The organism is Streptomyces glaucescens (assembly GCF_002154375.1).
Taxonomy (GTDB): Bacteria; Actinomycetota; Actinomycetes; order Streptomycetales; family Streptomycetaceae; genus Streptomyces; species Streptomyces glaucescens.
Genome location: NZ_MUND01000019.1, coordinates 1 through 14,015 on the forward strand (window position 1 = coordinate 1; position 14,015 = coordinate 14,015).

At 73.6% G+C, this 14,015-nt stretch carries 16 protein-coding genes and 1 pseudogene; 8 read left to right on the top strand and 9 right to left on the bottom strand.

Going from position 1 to position 14,015, the window contains the following annotated elements; all coding sequences use genetic code 11:
- On the bottom strand, nucleotides 1-513 hold a 513-nt coding region (locus tag CCN42_RS01420; protein ID WP_245877095.1), incomplete at its 3' end, for a nucleopolyhedrovirus P10 family protein.
- A gap of 86 nt (nucleotides 514-599) precedes the next feature.
- Here CCN42_RS01420 and CCN42_RS01425 point away from each other — a divergent pair.
- The 5 genes from CCN42_RS01425 to amaP are packed head-to-tail and all read left to right on the top strand — an operon-like array spanning nucleotide 600 to nucleotide 2,931.
- A complete protein-coding gene (locus CCN42_RS01425; protein WP_086732695.1) occupies nucleotides 600-1,088 on the top strand; it encodes an Asp23/Gls24 family envelope stress response protein in 489 nt (162 codons plus the stop codon).
- Between the two features lie 19 nt (nucleotides 1,089-1,107).
- Complete coding sequence (locus CCN42_RS01430; RefSeq protein ID WP_086732696.1) at nucleotides 1,108-1,293, top strand: hypothetical protein; 186 nt, start codon at nucleotides 1,108-1,110, stop codon at nucleotides 1,291-1,293.
- Nucleotides 1,290-1,673 (top strand): Asp23/Gls24 family envelope stress response protein, encoded by a 384-nt coding sequence (locus CCN42_RS01435; protein WP_086732697.1) that lies wholly within the window; start codon nucleotides 1,290-1,292, stop codon nucleotides 1,671-1,673. The genes CCN42_RS01430 and CCN42_RS01435 overlap by 4 nt, the downstream gene beginning before the upstream one ends.
- Entirely contained in the window at nucleotides 1,670-2,347 is a 678-nt protein-coding gene (locus CCN42_RS01440; RefSeq protein WP_086732698.1) for a DUF6286 domain-containing protein, read from the top strand. Before CCN42_RS01435 ends, CCN42_RS01440 begins: the two co-directional genes overlap by 4 nt.
- A complete protein-coding gene (gene amaP / locus CCN42_RS01445) occupies nucleotides 2,344-2,931 on the top strand; it encodes an alkaline shock response membrane anchor protein AmaP (protein WP_086732699.1) in 588 nt (195 codons plus the stop codon). Before CCN42_RS01440 ends, amaP begins: the two co-directional genes overlap by 4 nt.
- Nucleotides 2,932-2,948: 17 nt before the next feature.
- Here amaP and CCN42_RS01450 read toward each other — a convergent pair whose 3' ends face one another.
- From CCN42_RS01450 to CCN42_RS01470, 5 genes are all read right to left on the bottom strand, one after another.
- Complete coding sequence (locus CCN42_RS01450) at nucleotides 2,949-3,704, bottom strand: SDR family oxidoreductase (protein WP_086732700.1); 756 nt, start codon at nucleotides 3,702-3,704, stop codon at nucleotides 2,949-2,951.
- Nucleotides 3,705-3,708: 4 nt separating this feature from the next.
- Entirely contained in the window at nucleotides 3,709-5,496 is a 1,788-nt protein-coding gene (locus CCN42_RS01455; RefSeq protein WP_086732701.1) for a glycoside hydrolase family 15 protein, read from the bottom strand.
- A gap of 77 nt (nucleotides 5,497-5,573) precedes the next feature.
- The gene (locus CCN42_RS01460) at nucleotides 5,574-6,377 is read right to left on the bottom strand and encodes an SURF1 family cytochrome oxidase biogenesis protein (RefSeq protein ID WP_086732702.1); all 804 of its coding nucleotides are present in this window, start codon (nucleotides 6,375-6,377) and stop codon (nucleotides 5,574-5,576) included.
- 60 nt (nucleotides 6,378-6,437) lie between these two features.
- Nucleotides 6,438-6,671, bottom strand: a complete 234-nt coding sequence (locus CCN42_RS01465; protein ID WP_078957636.1) for a hypothetical protein — start codon at nucleotides 6,669-6,671, stop codon at nucleotides 6,438-6,440.
- A 79-nt stretch (nucleotides 6,672-6,750) separates the two neighbouring features.
- Nucleotides 6,751-7,767 carry a DEDDh family exonuclease gene (locus CCN42_RS01470; protein WP_086732703.1) on the bottom strand — a complete coding sequence of 339 codons (1,017 nt, stop codon included), beginning with the start codon at nucleotides 7,765-7,767 and terminating at the stop codon, nucleotides 6,751-6,753.
- 190 nt (nucleotides 7,768-7,957) lie between these two features.
- Here CCN42_RS01470 and CCN42_RS01475 point away from each other — a divergent pair, with 190 nt between their 5' ends.
- The 3 genes and pseudogenes from CCN42_RS01475 to CCN42_RS44085 all read left to right on the top strand — a co-directional run.
- Nucleotides 7,958-8,932 (top strand): sterol desaturase family protein, encoded by a 975-nt coding sequence (locus CCN42_RS01475; protein WP_086732704.1) that lies wholly within the window; start codon nucleotides 7,958-7,960, stop codon nucleotides 8,930-8,932.
- Nucleotides 8,929-9,603, top strand: coding sequence for a lysoplasmalogenase (locus CCN42_RS01480; RefSeq protein ID WP_086732705.1), 675 nt, complete (start codon nucleotides 8,929-8,931; stop codon nucleotides 9,601-9,603). Before CCN42_RS01475 ends, CCN42_RS01480 begins: the two co-directional genes overlap by 4 nt.
- A 6-nt stretch (nucleotides 9,604-9,609) precedes the next feature.
- A pseudogene (locus CCN42_RS44085) lies at nucleotides 9,610-9,711 on the top strand (alcohol dehydrogenase); the annotation flags it as partial.
- Nucleotides 9,712-9,714: 3 nt separating this feature from the next.
- Here the strand turns inward: CCN42_RS44085 and CCN42_RS01485 are convergent.
- The 3 genes from CCN42_RS01485 to CCN42_RS01495 all read right to left on the bottom strand — a co-directional run bounded on the left by CCN42_RS01485 (nucleotide 9,715) and on the right by CCN42_RS01495 (nucleotide 13,760).
- Nucleotides 9,715-10,749, bottom strand: a complete 1,035-nt coding sequence (locus CCN42_RS01485) for a CopD family protein (protein WP_422641163.1) — start codon at nucleotides 10,747-10,749, stop codon at nucleotides 9,715-9,717.
- A gap of 26 nt (nucleotides 10,750-10,775) precedes the next feature.
- A complete protein-coding gene (locus CCN42_RS01490; RefSeq protein WP_086732707.1) occupies nucleotides 10,776-12,155 on the bottom strand; it encodes a CoA transferase in 1,380 nt (459 codons plus the stop codon).
- A 75-nt stretch (nucleotides 12,156-12,230) separates the two neighbouring features.
- Nucleotides 12,231-13,760: a S8 family peptidase gene (locus CCN42_RS01495; RefSeq protein ID WP_086732708.1), complete on the bottom strand. Its 1,530-nt coding sequence runs from the start codon at nucleotides 13,758-13,760 to the stop codon at nucleotides 12,231-12,233.
- Nucleotides 13,761-14,015 lie beyond the last annotated feature (255 nt).

Consider the following 14,015-nt stretch of genomic DNA (forward strand, 5'->3'; position numbering starts at 1 on the left):
GTGCCGGGGGTCCCCCGGCACCGTGCGCGCCACGTCCGCGGCGTGTGCCTCGTCGCCCTCCGCGGCCTCCCGCGCGTCCGGTGGCTCGGGCGGCCGGACGGTCACCCGTTCGGGCTCCTCGTCCAGCAGATCCGTCACGCGCAGATCGACCTCCGCGACCCGCAGCCCCAGGCGCCGCGCCGCGGCCGCCGCCAGCGCCGTACGCAGCCGTGCCGCGGACTCCGGCAGGGGCCGCGCCACGGCGGCCGCGAACTCCGCCGCCAGCCGCAGTGGCCCCGGCGGCAGCGCGCTCGGCGGGGCCGGTACGGCCGGGTCGTAGGTGTGCTCCGGGTCGGCCAGGCCGATCCGCAGCGTCCCCAGCCGCACGCCCGCCACCTCGTCCGCCGCATCCCGCAGCACCGTCTGTGCCGCGCCCTCCGCGATCCACGCGCCGTCACGCGCGTCACCCAGGGGCAGGATCCTGCCCAGCCCCAGCTGTTCCCGCACCGCCCGCGTCCATCGGTCCGCCGTCATTCCTCCAGCCTGCCGCATTCCCGGCGCGCAACCGAGCAACCGCGCTTACGGTGGACGAAGAAGGACGAACCGAGAGGAACGTACGGATGACCGATATGACGGGCCGGAACCGGACGCAGACTCCGGAAGGCGAGAACGAGTCGCCCGTGCAGACCCGCAAGTCCCCTCGGCGCGGCGGCGGCGACCCCGGCACCCGGGGGCGGACCACCGTCGCCGACGGCGTGGTGGAGAAGATCGCCGGACTGGCCGCCCGGGACGTCGTGGGCGTGCACGCCATGGGCAGCGGCATCAGCCGTACCTTCGGCGCCGTGCGCGACCGGGTGCCCGGCGGGTCGAAATCCGTGACCCGCGGGGTGAAGGCCGAGGTCGGCGAACGGCAGACCGCACTCGACCTGGAGATCGTCGTCGACTACGGCGTCTCGATCTCCGACGTCGCCCGCGATGTGCGCGAGAACGTCATCGGCGCAGTGGAGCGGATGACCGGCCTCGAAGTCGTCGAGGTCAACATCGCGGTCAGCGACGTCAAGCTCCCGGACGAAGAGGACGAGGAGCAGCCGGAACCCCGGATCCAGTGACACAGGGTAGGAGCACAGCATGAGCATGGCCGTGGTCGGCATGATCGCCGGGTTGGCGCTGGGCTTCGCCGGATACTTCGGCGGCTTCGGTGCCTTCCTGCTGGTGGCAGCCCTGGGCGCCATCGGGTTCGTCGTCGGCAGGTTCCTGGAGGGGGACCTGGACCTCGGCGACCTCTTCCGTTCGCGTGACGACCGGCGGCGGTGACCGCGGTGAGCGAGGGGGCCGGTGCGTTCTCCAGTCCCCCGACGGTCGTACCGCCGGGGGAGCGTGGCGCCACGCGGATCGCCGACCGGGTCGTCGCCAAGATCGCAGCCCAGGCGGCGCGCGAGGCGGCCGGCCCGCTGCCCAGCGGGGCGTCGCCCCCGCACGCGACGGTGGCGGTCCACCACGAGACCGCGCGGATCCGGGTCCACCTGGAGCTGGAGTACCCCGCCGACATCGGCTCCCGGTGCCGCGCGGTGCGCCGCCAAGTCCTGGAGCGCGTGCGCGGGTTGGTGGGATTCGAAGTGCCGGAGGTCGCCGTCCAGGTGGAACGGCTGCACCTGCCGGCGGCATTCGGCGCGGCACACGGGAGGACGCGATGAGCGAGCCCCACGGCTCCCAGGACTCCGAGCGCCTCACACGGCCCCTGCCGGTCCTGGAGAAGGACGGTCCGGCCGGGTCGGGCGTGCCCGCCGGCCCCGGTCCGCTGCCCGGGCCCGACGGCGGACACGGCGGCGGGCACCGCTTCTGGTCCGCGCGCCGCGTCCCCGCGGCGGTCGTCGCCGTGCTCCTGCTCGCCCTGGCGGGTCTCCTCCTCTACGACATCGCCGCGGTCCGCGCCGACCGGCCGGTCATGCGCTGGCGCCGCGAACTCGCCCGGCAGCTCGCCGAACGGCCCCTGGACGACATCTGGGTCCTCGTCGGCGCCGGGGTCGCCGCGGCCCTCGGCCTCTGGCTCGTCCTCCTGGCCGTCACACCGGGACTGCGCGGCCTGCTGCCGATGCGGCGGACCCATCCCGACGTCCGCGCCGTCCTGGACCGGCCGGCCGCCGCGACGGTGCTGCGGGACCGGGCCATGGAGGTCCCCGGGGTGCAGTCGGCGCGGGTGTCGGTGGGCCGTCGCACGGCCGTCGCCCGCGCGGTCTCCCACTTCCGCGAACCGGACGACGTACGCGCCGAACTCGACGCGGTGCTCGCCGAGGCGATCGCGGCGCTGGGCCTGGCCCGGCCGCCGCGGCTGTCCGTGCGCGTCCGGCGATCGGAACGGAAGGGATGAGGACGATGACACGAACCGTCAATCGCGTCCTGCTCGGCCTCGCCGGGCTGGTCCTCCTCGTCCTCGGCGGCTCCGTCCTCGCCGTCGGCCTGGGCGCGCCCGCGCCCTCCTGGTGGATCCACCACGGCCGCCACGACGTCCTGCTCGACCACGCCGAACGCACCCGCTGGCGGGACGCCGGGTGGTGGTGGCCCGTCGTGCTCGCCGCCCTCGCCGTGCTGGTGCTGCTCGCCCTGTGGTGGCTCGTCGCGGTCCTGCGCCGGCACCGGCTGACCGAGGTCCTGGTCGACACCGGCGACGGCGAGGGCGCGCAGGTGCGGGGCCGCGCCCTGGAGAAGGTCCTGGAGGCGGAGGCGGCCGGCCTGGACGGCGTCACCAGCGCCCACGTCCGCCTCACCGGCCGGCGCACCGCTCCCCGAGCCCGCGTACAGCTGCGGCTGGAGCCGCACGCGGACCCGGGAACGACCCTCCAGCACCTCTCGGCCCACGCCCTGACCCACGCCCGCGAGGCGGCGGGCGTGGCCGCCCTCCCGGCGAAGGTCCGGCTGCGGGGCGTCAAGCACCGCGCGGAACGCGTCAGCTGAGTGAGCCCGCGCGCCCGTCAGAAGCCGTGCCGTGCCCCGCCGTCGACCGGCACCATGACCCCGGTCATGTAGGACGCGGCGGGGGAGAGCAGGAACGCCGCCGTGCGGCCGAACTCCTCCGGCTTGCCGTACCGGCGCAGCGGAATCCGCGACTCGGACGCCGTGCGGGTCGCCTCCGGGTCCGCGGACAGCGAGTCCAGTTCGCGCACCCGGTCGGTGTCGATACGGCCCGGCAGCACCCCGACGACCCGGATGCCGCGCGGCCCCAGCTCGTCCGAGAGCGACTTGGCGAAGCCCGCCAGACCGGGCCGCAGCCCGTTGGAGATGGTCAGCCCGGCGATCGGCTCGTACACCGAACCGGACAGCACGAAACCGATGACACCGCCCTCGTCCAGCTCCGCCGCCGCGGCCCGCGCCAGCCGCACCGCGCCCAGGAACACCGACTCGAACGCCGCCTGCCACTGCTCGTCGGAGTTGTCGGCCACGAACCCGGCGGGGGGCCCGCCGACGCTGACGAGGATGCCGTCGAACCGCCCGAACCGCTCCCGCGCGGTGGCGATCAGCCGGGCCGGCGCCTCCGGATCGGCGTTGTCCACGGCCACGCCCACCACGTCCGGCCCCAGCGCAGCCGCCGCGTCGGCGACGGTCTTCCCGTCCCGCCCGGTGATGACCACCTTCGCCCCGTCGGCGGCCAGCTCGCGCGCGGTGGCGTTGCCGAGGCCGCGCGTGGCCCCGGTCACGACGTACACCCGGTCCTTCAGTCCAAGATCCATGGCCCTATCCTGCCCGCTCCTCGCCGAACAGTGCGAAGGCGGTGTTCACCAGCCCGATGTGACTGAACGCCTGCGGGAAGTTGCCGAGCCGGCGGCCGGTCGAGGGGTCGTACTCCTCGGAGAGCAGCCCCACGTCGTTGGCGAGCTCCAGCAGCCGTTCGAACAGCTTGCGGGCCTCGTCCGTGCGGCCCGTCAGGTGCAGGGCGTCGGCCAGCCAGAACGAGCACACCAGGAAGGTGCCCTCGTCGCCGGGCAGCCCGTCCACGGCCGCCCGGTCGGTGGAGTAGCGGCGCAGGAAACCGTCGTGGCTCAGCTCCGCGCGGACCGCCTCGATGGTGCCCAGCACCCGCGGATCGTCCGGCGGCAGAAAGCCGACGCGCGGGATCAGCAGCAGGGCGGCGTCCAGTTCCCGCGACCCGTAGGACTGCGTGAACGTGTTCCGCGCGGGATCGAAACCGCGCTCGCACACCTCGCGGTGCACCTCGTCGCGCAGCGCCTCCCAGGCCTCCCGGTCCCCGTCCAGCTGGGGGTAGCGCTCCAGCGCCCGCACCGCGCGGTCCGCGGCCACCCACACCATCACCTTGGAGTGGACGAAGTGCCGGCGCCCGCCGCGCACCTCCCACAGCCCCTCGTCCGGTTCACGCCAGGCATGGCACAGGAAGTCCAGCAGGGCCCGCTGGATCGCCCACGCCTCAGGCAGCAGCGGCATGCCCGCGCTCCGGGCCAGCGACAGGGTGTCCATCACCTCGCCGTACACGTCGAGCTGCACCTGTTTGACGGCCGCGTTGCCGATCCGCACCGGCCGCGAGTCGGCGAACCCCGGCAGCCACGGCAGCTCCATCTCGGGCAGCCGCCGCTCGCCCGCGACGCCGTACATGATCTGCAGGTCCGCCGGGTCGCCCGCGACCGCGCGCAGCAGCCACTCACGCCACGCCTCGGCCTCCTCCCGGTAGCCCGCCGCGAGCAGGGCGCCGAGAGTGAGGGTGGAGTCGCGCAGCCAGCAGTAGCGGTAGTCCCAGTTGCGCACCCCGCCGATCTCCTCGGGCAGGGAGGTGGTGGGGGCGGCGACGATGCCGCCGGTGGGGGAGTAGGTGAGCGCCTTGAGGGTGATCAGGGAGCGCAGCACCTCGTCGCGGTACGGTCCGTCGTAGCGGCAGCGGGACGACCAGGCCCGCCAGTCGGCGACGCTCGACTCCAGGGCGGCGAACGGGTCGACCAGCGGCGGGCGCGGCTCGTGGGAGGGGTGCCAGGTGAGCACGAACGCGACCCGCTCGCCCTCCCGCACGGTGAACTCGGAGTGGGTGGACTGGTCCTCGCCCCAGGTGTGCACCGCGCCGACGCTGCGCAGCCAGACCGAGTCCGGGCCCGCGACGGCCACCCGGTGGCCGTCGGAGCGGCGCACCCACGGCACGATCGAGCCGTAGTCGAATCGCAGCCGCAGGGTGCCGCGCATGGTCACGCTGCCGCGCAGGCCCTCCACCACGCGGACGAGGTCGGGGGCGCGGTCTCGCTGCGGCATCAGGTCGGTGACCCGGACCGCTCCCTGCGGGGTCTCCCACTCGGTGTCCAGCACCAGGGTGCCGGTGCGGTAGGCGCGGCGGGTACAGGGGCCCTCGACGCCTTCGGGGGCCAGCCGCCAGTGGCCGTTCTCCTCACCGCCGAGCAGCTTGGCGAAGCAGGCGGCCGAGTCGAAGCGGGGCAGGCAGAGCCAGTCGACGGAGCCGTCGCGGCCGACGAGAGCGGCGGTCTGTTCGTCGCCGATGAGCGCGTAGTCCTCGATACGGGGGTGCACGGGGTGCGGGTTCCCGGCGGACCCGGGGCCAATCGGGGCCGGGCCGGGTGAGACGGGACGGCGGCGAAGCCTGTGGGCTACACCGGGGCCGGTTCGGGCTCGGACGACTCGTCGTCCTTCTCCCTCTCCTCCGCGGCAGCCCGGTCGCGGGCCTCCCGGCGGGCCAGGACCACCCAGCCGACCGGGACGGCTCCGGCGAACAGCCACCACTGGACGGCGTACGCCATGTGCGGGCCGATGTCGTCGTGGTCGGGGGCCGGGATCAGCTGCGGGGTGTCGCCCCGGGGGCGCGGCTCGGTCATGTCGATGTATCCGCCGAGGACCTGCCTGCCGAGCCGCTCCGCCTCCTGCCGGCTGTTGATCAGCATGATCTGGCGGTCCGGCAGCCCCGTCTTGTCCTTGATGCCGCTCGCGGCCGTCGTCTGGTCGGCCATCAGCCGGCCGGTGACGGTGACCTCGCCGCGCGGCGGCGGCGGGATCTTCGGGAACACGGTCTGGCTCGGCCCGTCCGCGGGGATCCAGCCCCGGTTGACCATCAGGACCTTGCCGTCGGGGAGCACGAACGGGGTCAGGACGTGGAAGCCGATCTGGTCGTCCGCGTTGGTGCGGCGCCGTACGACGACCTCGTGGGCGGTGTCGAAGCGGCCCTTCGCCGTCACCCGGCGGTACAGGTCCGCGTCCTTCACCTCGGCGCCGGGCGCGGTCAGCGACTCGGCCGGCACCGGCTTCGCCGCCAGCGAGTCGGCGATCACCTTGTTCAGGGCGACCTTGTGCTCGTGCCGGTGCAGCTGCCAGAAGCCCAGCTCGATCATCGTCGGGATGAGAGCGAGGGCGACAAGGGTGAGGATCACCCACTGCCGGGACAACAGGAAGCGGTACACCCCACGACGGTACATCTTGGGCCGTGGGGTGCCGTCGGCAGGGGTGGCCGGGGGCCGGGGTCAGACGCGGTCGACGATGCCTGCCTTTCCCTCCGCGCGGGCGCAGTGGGCGCCGCAGTACCAGTGGCCCTCGACCTCGACGCCCTGGCCGATGATCTGCACCCGGCAGTGCTCGCAGATCGGGGCCATGCGGTGGATCGCGCAGGAGAAGCAGTCGAAGACGTGCACCGCGCCCTGCGCGTGCACCTCGAAGGTCATTCCGTAGTTATTGCCGCAAACTTCACATGTCGCCATGCGCCACAGGGTGGGCCGTCGCCGCCGCGCGGGCGAGCGGGCGGCGGGCGAGTCGCGCGGCAATCACCCGTCCGTACGGTCACTGCTCCGACGCCGGTTCCACATCTCCCAGCAGCTGGCCGAACGCGGCCTCGTCGACCACCGGCGTGCCGTACTGCCGCGCCTTCAGCACCTTGGACGTGCCCGACTCCGGGTCGTTCGTGACGAGCAGGCTGGTCAGCCGGGACAGGCTGGTCGCGACATGCAGCCCCGCCTCGACCGCCCGGTCCTCCAGCAGCTCCCGCTCCACCGAGGTGTCTCCGGAGAAGGCGACCCGCATGCCCTGCTTGAGCCTTTTGCCCTCTTCGTACCGGCCGGGGTTGGGATAGGGGCACGCGGGCCGCTTCCGGGACGGGCGCCAACTCGTCGCCCGGTAGCCGCCGTAGCCGCTGCCGCCGTGACCGCCCCGGCCGCCCGCCTGCTGCCCGATGCGCGGCACGGGCCGGTCGGCCCACTCGGTCAGCGGCAGGCACTCGTGCAGCGGTAGCCGCACGCCCCCCTGGGCGGCGGCGTGCAGGCTCGGCCGGAAGGCCTCGGCCAGCACGCGCGCGTCGTCCAGCGCGTGGTGCGCCCGGCGCTGCACCACTCCGAAGTGCGCGGCCAGCGACTCCAGCTTGTGGTTGGGCAGCGGCAGATCGAGCGCCTTGGACAGCGCGATGGTGCACAGCCGCTGCCGGACCGGTGCCTCACGGCGCGTCCGCGCGTACTCCCGGGCGATCATCTGCCAGTCGAAGACGGCGTTGTGCGCGACCAGCACCCGGTCCGCCAGCCGGGCCGCGAACTCCTCGGCTACGTCCGCGAAGAGGGGCGCCCCCTCCAGCGCCTCGCTCGTGAGGCCGTGGATCCACACCGGGCCCGGATCGCGCTCCGGGTTGACCAGCGTGTACCAGTGGTCCTCGACCTCGCCGCGCGCGTCCAGGCGGTAGACGGCCGCGGAGATGATCCGGTCGTCCCGGGCCAGGCCGGTGGTCTCCACGTCAACGACCGCGTATCCGTTCGGATACGCGGCCGGCCACGTCGTGGCGGCGGACACTGCGGGCATGTGGTCTTCGAGCATGGTCCCTGAGGATACGGGCCGGGACTGACAGCGCGGGTGAAAGGCCCTCACGAGGCCCCTCCCGCGGCGTTGTTGCCCCATGCGCGCGCGGGCATTGGCGGAGATCGCCAACAAACAAGCGCTTACCGCCGGTAATACTTATCGGTAACAACCTCTGGACCGGGCCGTACGGCGGTCCTACGGTGCAGGAATGCCGAACCTCCCCAATGTCGTGGTGTGGTCGATACCCGCCTTCGCGCTGCTCACGATCCTCGAGATGATCAGCGTCCGGCTCCATCCCGACGAGGAACAGGCCGGGTACGAGACGAAGGACGCCGCGACGAGCCTGACCATGGGGCTCGGCAGTCTCCTCTTCGACTTCCTCTGGAAGTTCCCGATCGTCGCCATCTACACGGCCCTCTACGAACTCACCCCGCTGCGCGTGCCCGTGCTGTGGTGGACCGTCGCCCTGATGCTTCTCGCACAGGACTTCTTCTACTACTGGTCGCACCGCGGCCACCACGTCATCCGCATCCTGTGGGCCTGCCACGTGGTCCACCACTCCAGCCGGAAGTTCAACCTCACCACCGCGCTGCGCCAGCCCTGGACCTCGCTGACCGTCTGGCCCTTCTACGTCCCCCTGATCGCCGCCGGAGTGCACCCGGCCGCGCTCGCCTTCTGCTCCTCCGCGAACCTCGTCTACCAGTTCTGGATCCACACCGAGCGGATCGACAAGATGCCCCGCTGGTTCGAGTTCGTCTTCAACACGCCGTCCCACCACCGGGTCCACCACGCCTCGCAGGGCGGCTACCTCGACCGCAACTTCGGCGGCATCCTCATCGTCTGGGACCGCCTCTTCGGCTCCTTCACCCCCGAGACCGAGCGGCCCGTCTACGGACTGACGAAGAACATCGAGACGTACAACCCGCTGAAGGTCGCCACCCACGAGTACGTCTCCCTCGCCAAGGACCTGCGGGCCGCCTCCGGTTGGCGCGAGCGGGCGGGCCGCGTGTTCCGCGGTCCGGGCTGGCAGCCCGCCGCACCGGCGGCGAAGACGCGGGAGGAGACGGAGACTCGGGCGGAAACGAAGATGCGGGCGGAAACGGAGATACAGGCCAGGACGGCGGAAAAGGGGAAGGAGGCGGACTCGAAGGCCGAGACGGCCGACGAGACCGTGGTCGCATGAGACTCCGCCGCCCCCTCCTGGCCGCCTTCCTCCTCGCGGCCCTCGTCGACCTCGGCTCCCTCGCGGCCGGCTACGACCCCGGGCACCTGGCCGCCAAGCCCCTTCTGATGCCCCTGCTGGCCGCCTACGCCGCGCTGCGCGGAGCCCCCCGGCTGCTGCTCGCGGCGCTGCTGTGCGGCTGGGGCGGGGACGTGCTGCTGCTGTCCGGCGCGGAGCCCGCCTTCCTCGCCGGGATGGCCTCGTTCGCCGCCGGACACGTCTGCTACCTGGTGCTGTTCACGAGGTACGGCCGTCCGTACGCCCACCAGGCCTTCCTCCTCGCCTGCTACAGCGTCCTGCTGGTGAACACCGTCGCCGCGCTCTGGCCGGATCTGCCCGCCGGTCTGCGCCTGCCCGTCGCCGGCTACAGCCTGCTGCTCACGGTCATGGCGTACCGCGCGGGGACCCGGTTCGGCCGCACCGCGGGGATCGGCGGCGCGCTCTTCATGCTCTCCGACACCCTCATCGCCACCGGGGTCGCCGACTGGCCCCAGCCGCCGCGCCCCGACCTGTGGATCATGCTCACCTATATCGCCGCGCAGGTCCTGCTCGTCAGCGGCGCGCTCAAGGCGCTCGACGCGCACCCTCCGGTCGCACGGCCGTACGGGGAGGTGCGCTCGACCACCCCCTGAGCGCCACCGGTCCCCGTCTTCGACATGACCCTCGCCCCGGAGGGCGTCCCCGATGGCTTCCGGGCGATGGACCAGCGCACCGTCCCCGAGGTGCTGGTGACGACCTGACCGTCACCAGCGGATCGGCACGGGAAGCGCGGTGAGCAGCCCGGACACCGCGACCACCAGCGCCAGCACCGCCACCTCCGCGCGCGCGGGCGCGCAGGCGGTCAGCGGGTCGGCCGCGCGGGACAGCCGGAGCCGCGCCCACAGCGCCAGCGCGGCGACGACGGCGACGAGGAGCACCTTGGCGAGCAGGGCGCGCCCGTACGCCGTCGTCGTCAGCTGCTCCAGCACCGTCCCCGGCGGCATCCGGCGCAGGGTGCTCACCAGGCCCGTCGCGGTGAGCGCGGCGAGCAGGACGGCCGCCACGCGCGCGTAGCGGCCGAGCAGCGCCGCCCCCGCCCCTCCCGCGCCCCACCGGCGCAGCGTGCGCAGCGCGTACAGCAGACCGCCCGCCCACAGTGACGCGCACACCACGTGGACCAGCGTCAGCCCCGAGCCCAGCAGCGGGCTGTGCTCGGTCGTCGGGTGCGCGCGCAGCGCCTCCGCGACCGCCACCGCGGCCAGCGGCCACACCTGCGTGCCCGGTCTGCGCGACAGGGCGCACAGGCCCGCCAGCGCGAACGCGTTGACCTCCAGCAGGGCGAGCTTGCCGTCCCGCGAGGCGTACAGGCCGCCCACGTCGATCTGACCGGGGGAGTCCGGCACCAGGTTGCCGGTCGCCACCACCGAGGCCAGCCCCAGCGCGGCGAGGAACCCGGCGCCGGCCGCCCACGCCGCCCAGCTGTGCGGCCGTTCGGCCGGGGCGCCGGGGACGGCACGGGCCAGCCGGTGCACGAACAGCTCGCCCAGCGGGACGCTCAGCGCCGCGAAGAGCACCGTGCGCAGCAGACCGATGCCGCCGACCCCGGGCGCCGCGGACTCTCCGGTGCCGTGCAGCGCGGCGGACGGCCCGAGCAGCGGGATCAGCGCTCCCAGCGTCACCAGGACCAGCACGGCGACGGCCCCGCCGACACCGGTACTTCCCGTCCCGCCGCTCCGGCGGGCGTGCCGCGCCCGGCCGCGCGCGTCGGCGGTCTCGGGGGTCGGTCGCATCAAGGTCACCACATGCTCCCGTGCTGTCGGTTCGCTCATGCCCAGCATGCCGCGTCCGCCCCCCAGGGCCTCGGTGGCCGCGCCCAGTCGGCCGGTCCGCCGTCGAAGCCGACCGGCGGCCGGGCGTACCGGAGCCGGCCGAGCCGGCTGTCCCGTTCGGCGAGCCAGGGGCCCGCGCCGGCGTACTCGTCCCCGGCGGTGCCGGTGTCCGCGGCGACCTCCTCCGTCAGCCACCGCGCCGTACGCGCCAGTGCCACCCGGACCACCCGTCCGCAGCCGTCGTCCGACTGCTCCGTCAGCGCCCGCAGCACCGCCGCCGCGAGCAGATGACCCGAGCCGTGGTCGAGGACCTGGGCGGGCAGCGCTCCGGGGCGCTGCGGTGTGCCTTCGGCGACCGCGATGCCGGTGGCGGCCTGCACCAGGCTGTCGAAACCGCGCCGCCCGCCCCACGGTCCGTACGCCCCCCACGCCGACAACTGGGCCACCACCAGCCCGGGCCGCCGCTCGACCAGCTCCTCGGCACCGAGCCCGAACCGGTCCAGCGCGCCCGGCCGGTAGCCGGTGACGACGACGTCCGCCGTGGCGAGCAGCTCCTCGAAGGCGCGCCGGTCGGCCGCGAGGTCCAGGGTGGCGGACCGCTTGCCGAAGCCCGTGTCGGTGTGCTGGTCGGGCAGCTCGGGCAACCCCGGCGGGTCCACCCGCAGCACGTCCGCGCCGAGCAGGGAGAGGGTGCGGGTGGCCACCGGTCCGGCGATGACCCGGGACAGGTCCAGCACGCGCAGTCCCGCGGCCGGCAGCAGGGGAGTGCCCTCGGCGGGCAGGGCGGTGAGCACGCGCGCGGGTGCGGTGTCGAGCCGTTCGTGCTCCACCAGCGGCCGGCCCGCCACGGCAACCGCCTGCGGGTGCCGGGCCCACTCCTCGAAGGTCCGTACGGCGACGGCGAGACCGCCGGCGGCGTACACGGCCTCCTCGACCTCCACGGCCGTCCGCTCCGCCATCGCCGCCTCCACCTCACGCTCCCCGGCGGCCTCCCCGGCCCGCAGCGCGGACAGCAACCGCTGCCGGTGGTGCGGGTAGTTGGCATGGGTCCGCACCCAGCCGTCCGCCGTGCGCCAGAACCGGGACAGCGGCGCGAAGGCGACCGGCGCGCGCCCGTCGACCAGCAGGTGCCGCTCGCTGGTGCACGCGGTGGCCACGGCCCCGTCGTCCACCCGCACGCCGGGCACCCGCGCGAGCCCGGCACGGCGCGCCGCGAGTTCGGCGGCGGCCAGCGCGCACGCGGCGACGCAGGCCCGGGCCGCCTCCCGGACCGGGAGGCGGGCGGCGAGCGCGCCGTGCCGAGGCGTCACCGTGACCCGGCCGGCCAATGCGGGATCGCCGCCGACGGCGGACCAGGCGTAAGCGATGTTCCTCATGGATGAACTATGCCGGGCCGCGCGGGAGACATCCCCACGCGGCCCGGCATCAGTACGGGGCTCTCGACCGAACCGTCAGTCCACCGCGTCCAGCGCGTCGACGATCCCGAAGCCGTAGAACCCGTTGACGCGCTTGCCGCCCTCGCACACCGCGTCCTGCGTGCCGTCGCCGTTCTGGTCGTACGACTCGGGGCAGCCCGGGTTGTCCGCCTGGGCCTTCAGCAGCGCCTGGAGCTGAGCCGGAGTGGCGTACGGGTACTCCGACTTCAGCAGCGCGGCGACGCCCGCCGCGTGCGGCGAGGCCATCGAGGTGCCCTGGAGGAAGCCGTACTGGTTGTTCGGCATCGTGGACAGGATGCGGCCGTTCTTCGACGGCGTGTCCGGGATCTGGTAGAGCCGGTCACCGCCCGGCGCGGCCACGTCCACCACACCGTTGCCGTACGACGAGTAGTACGACTTGAGGTGGTTCACGCCCGTCGCGCTGACCGTGACGATGCCCGGCAGCTGGGTCGGCACGTCGTAGCACTCGTGCGGGTCGATGGTGCGCTCGACCGGCGTCGTGTCGTTCGGGCTGGAGTCGTCGAGGATCGCGTCCGCGTCGAGGTCGTGGTTGGAGTTGCCCGCGGACGCCAGGTGCAGCGTGCCCTTCTTCTGCGCGTACAGCTGGGCCCGGTTGACCGCGTCGACGATGGCCCGCTGGTCGGGGTCGTCCATGCAGTTGTACAGCCACGGGTCGACGTAGTAGCTGTTGTTCGTGATCTCGACGCCGTGGTCGGCGGCGAACACGAACGCGCAGACGACGCTCTCCGCGTAGAAGAGGCCGTTCTTGGGGTCGGTCACCTGGATGCCGGCGACCTTCACGCCGGGCGCGACACCGGCCACGCCGACGCCGTTGCGGGCGGCGGCGATCTCACCGGCCACGTGCGTGCCGTGGTAGTCCGCCTCGGTGTACGGCCGCCAGGCGCCCTCGCTGGTGTCCGCGACACCGCCCGCGCAGTTCGCGGACTGCGACCTGGAGAAGTTCGGGGCGAGGTCCGGGTGGGTGTCGTCCACGCCGGTGTCGATGACGGCGACGGTCACCTTCTTGCTGCCCGGGTTGATCTGGGCGGCCTTGTCGGCGCCGATCACCCGCAGGTCCCACTGGTCGGCCTCGAGGGGCTCCGCGCCCGGGGTGGCCGCCGAGGCGGCCTTCACCTTCGCGGCCTCCGCGGCCGTCAGGTAGTCGACGGCGCCCTCGTCGGTCGTGCCCGCGGGGGTCAGCGGCGCGGTGCGCGTGGCACCCGCCGACTGCACTCCGCGGACGGTGCGTATCTGCTTGGCGAAGTCGGGGTTCGCCGAGTGCACGACGATCACACCGATCTTCTCGTACGTCGTGACGATGGTGCCGCCGGCGGCGGTGACCGCCTTCTTCACCGCCGCGATCGTGCCCTTGTTCACCTTGGTGTTCACGACGTACGCCAGCTCGGGCGCGTCCGCCGCCTGCGTCGCGGCGTCCAGTTGCGGCGCGGCCGTGGCGGTCGCGGGCAGGAAGCCGAGCGAGGCGGTCAGCGACAGCACGACCGGCACCGCGAGGGCGAGTCGGCGTCTGGAGCGCAGATGAGCCATGGGGTCTCCACATCATCCGGAAAACGAAACCGGCCCGAGACACAAGGTGGTGCTCGGGCAGGTGCATGACGATGGTGCAGGGGGACGCTATCTCCCCCACTCGCTGACCAGCAATGAGTTACCGCGATGACTTCTCAGATTTACGCCCGGCACGGTTGAACCGGTTCCTCGGACGCGCCGTGACGTTGAGCAGAGGGCCGGGCACGTGCGAGCCCCCTGTCGGATCACGCCGGGGGCCACTACCATCGCCGCCCG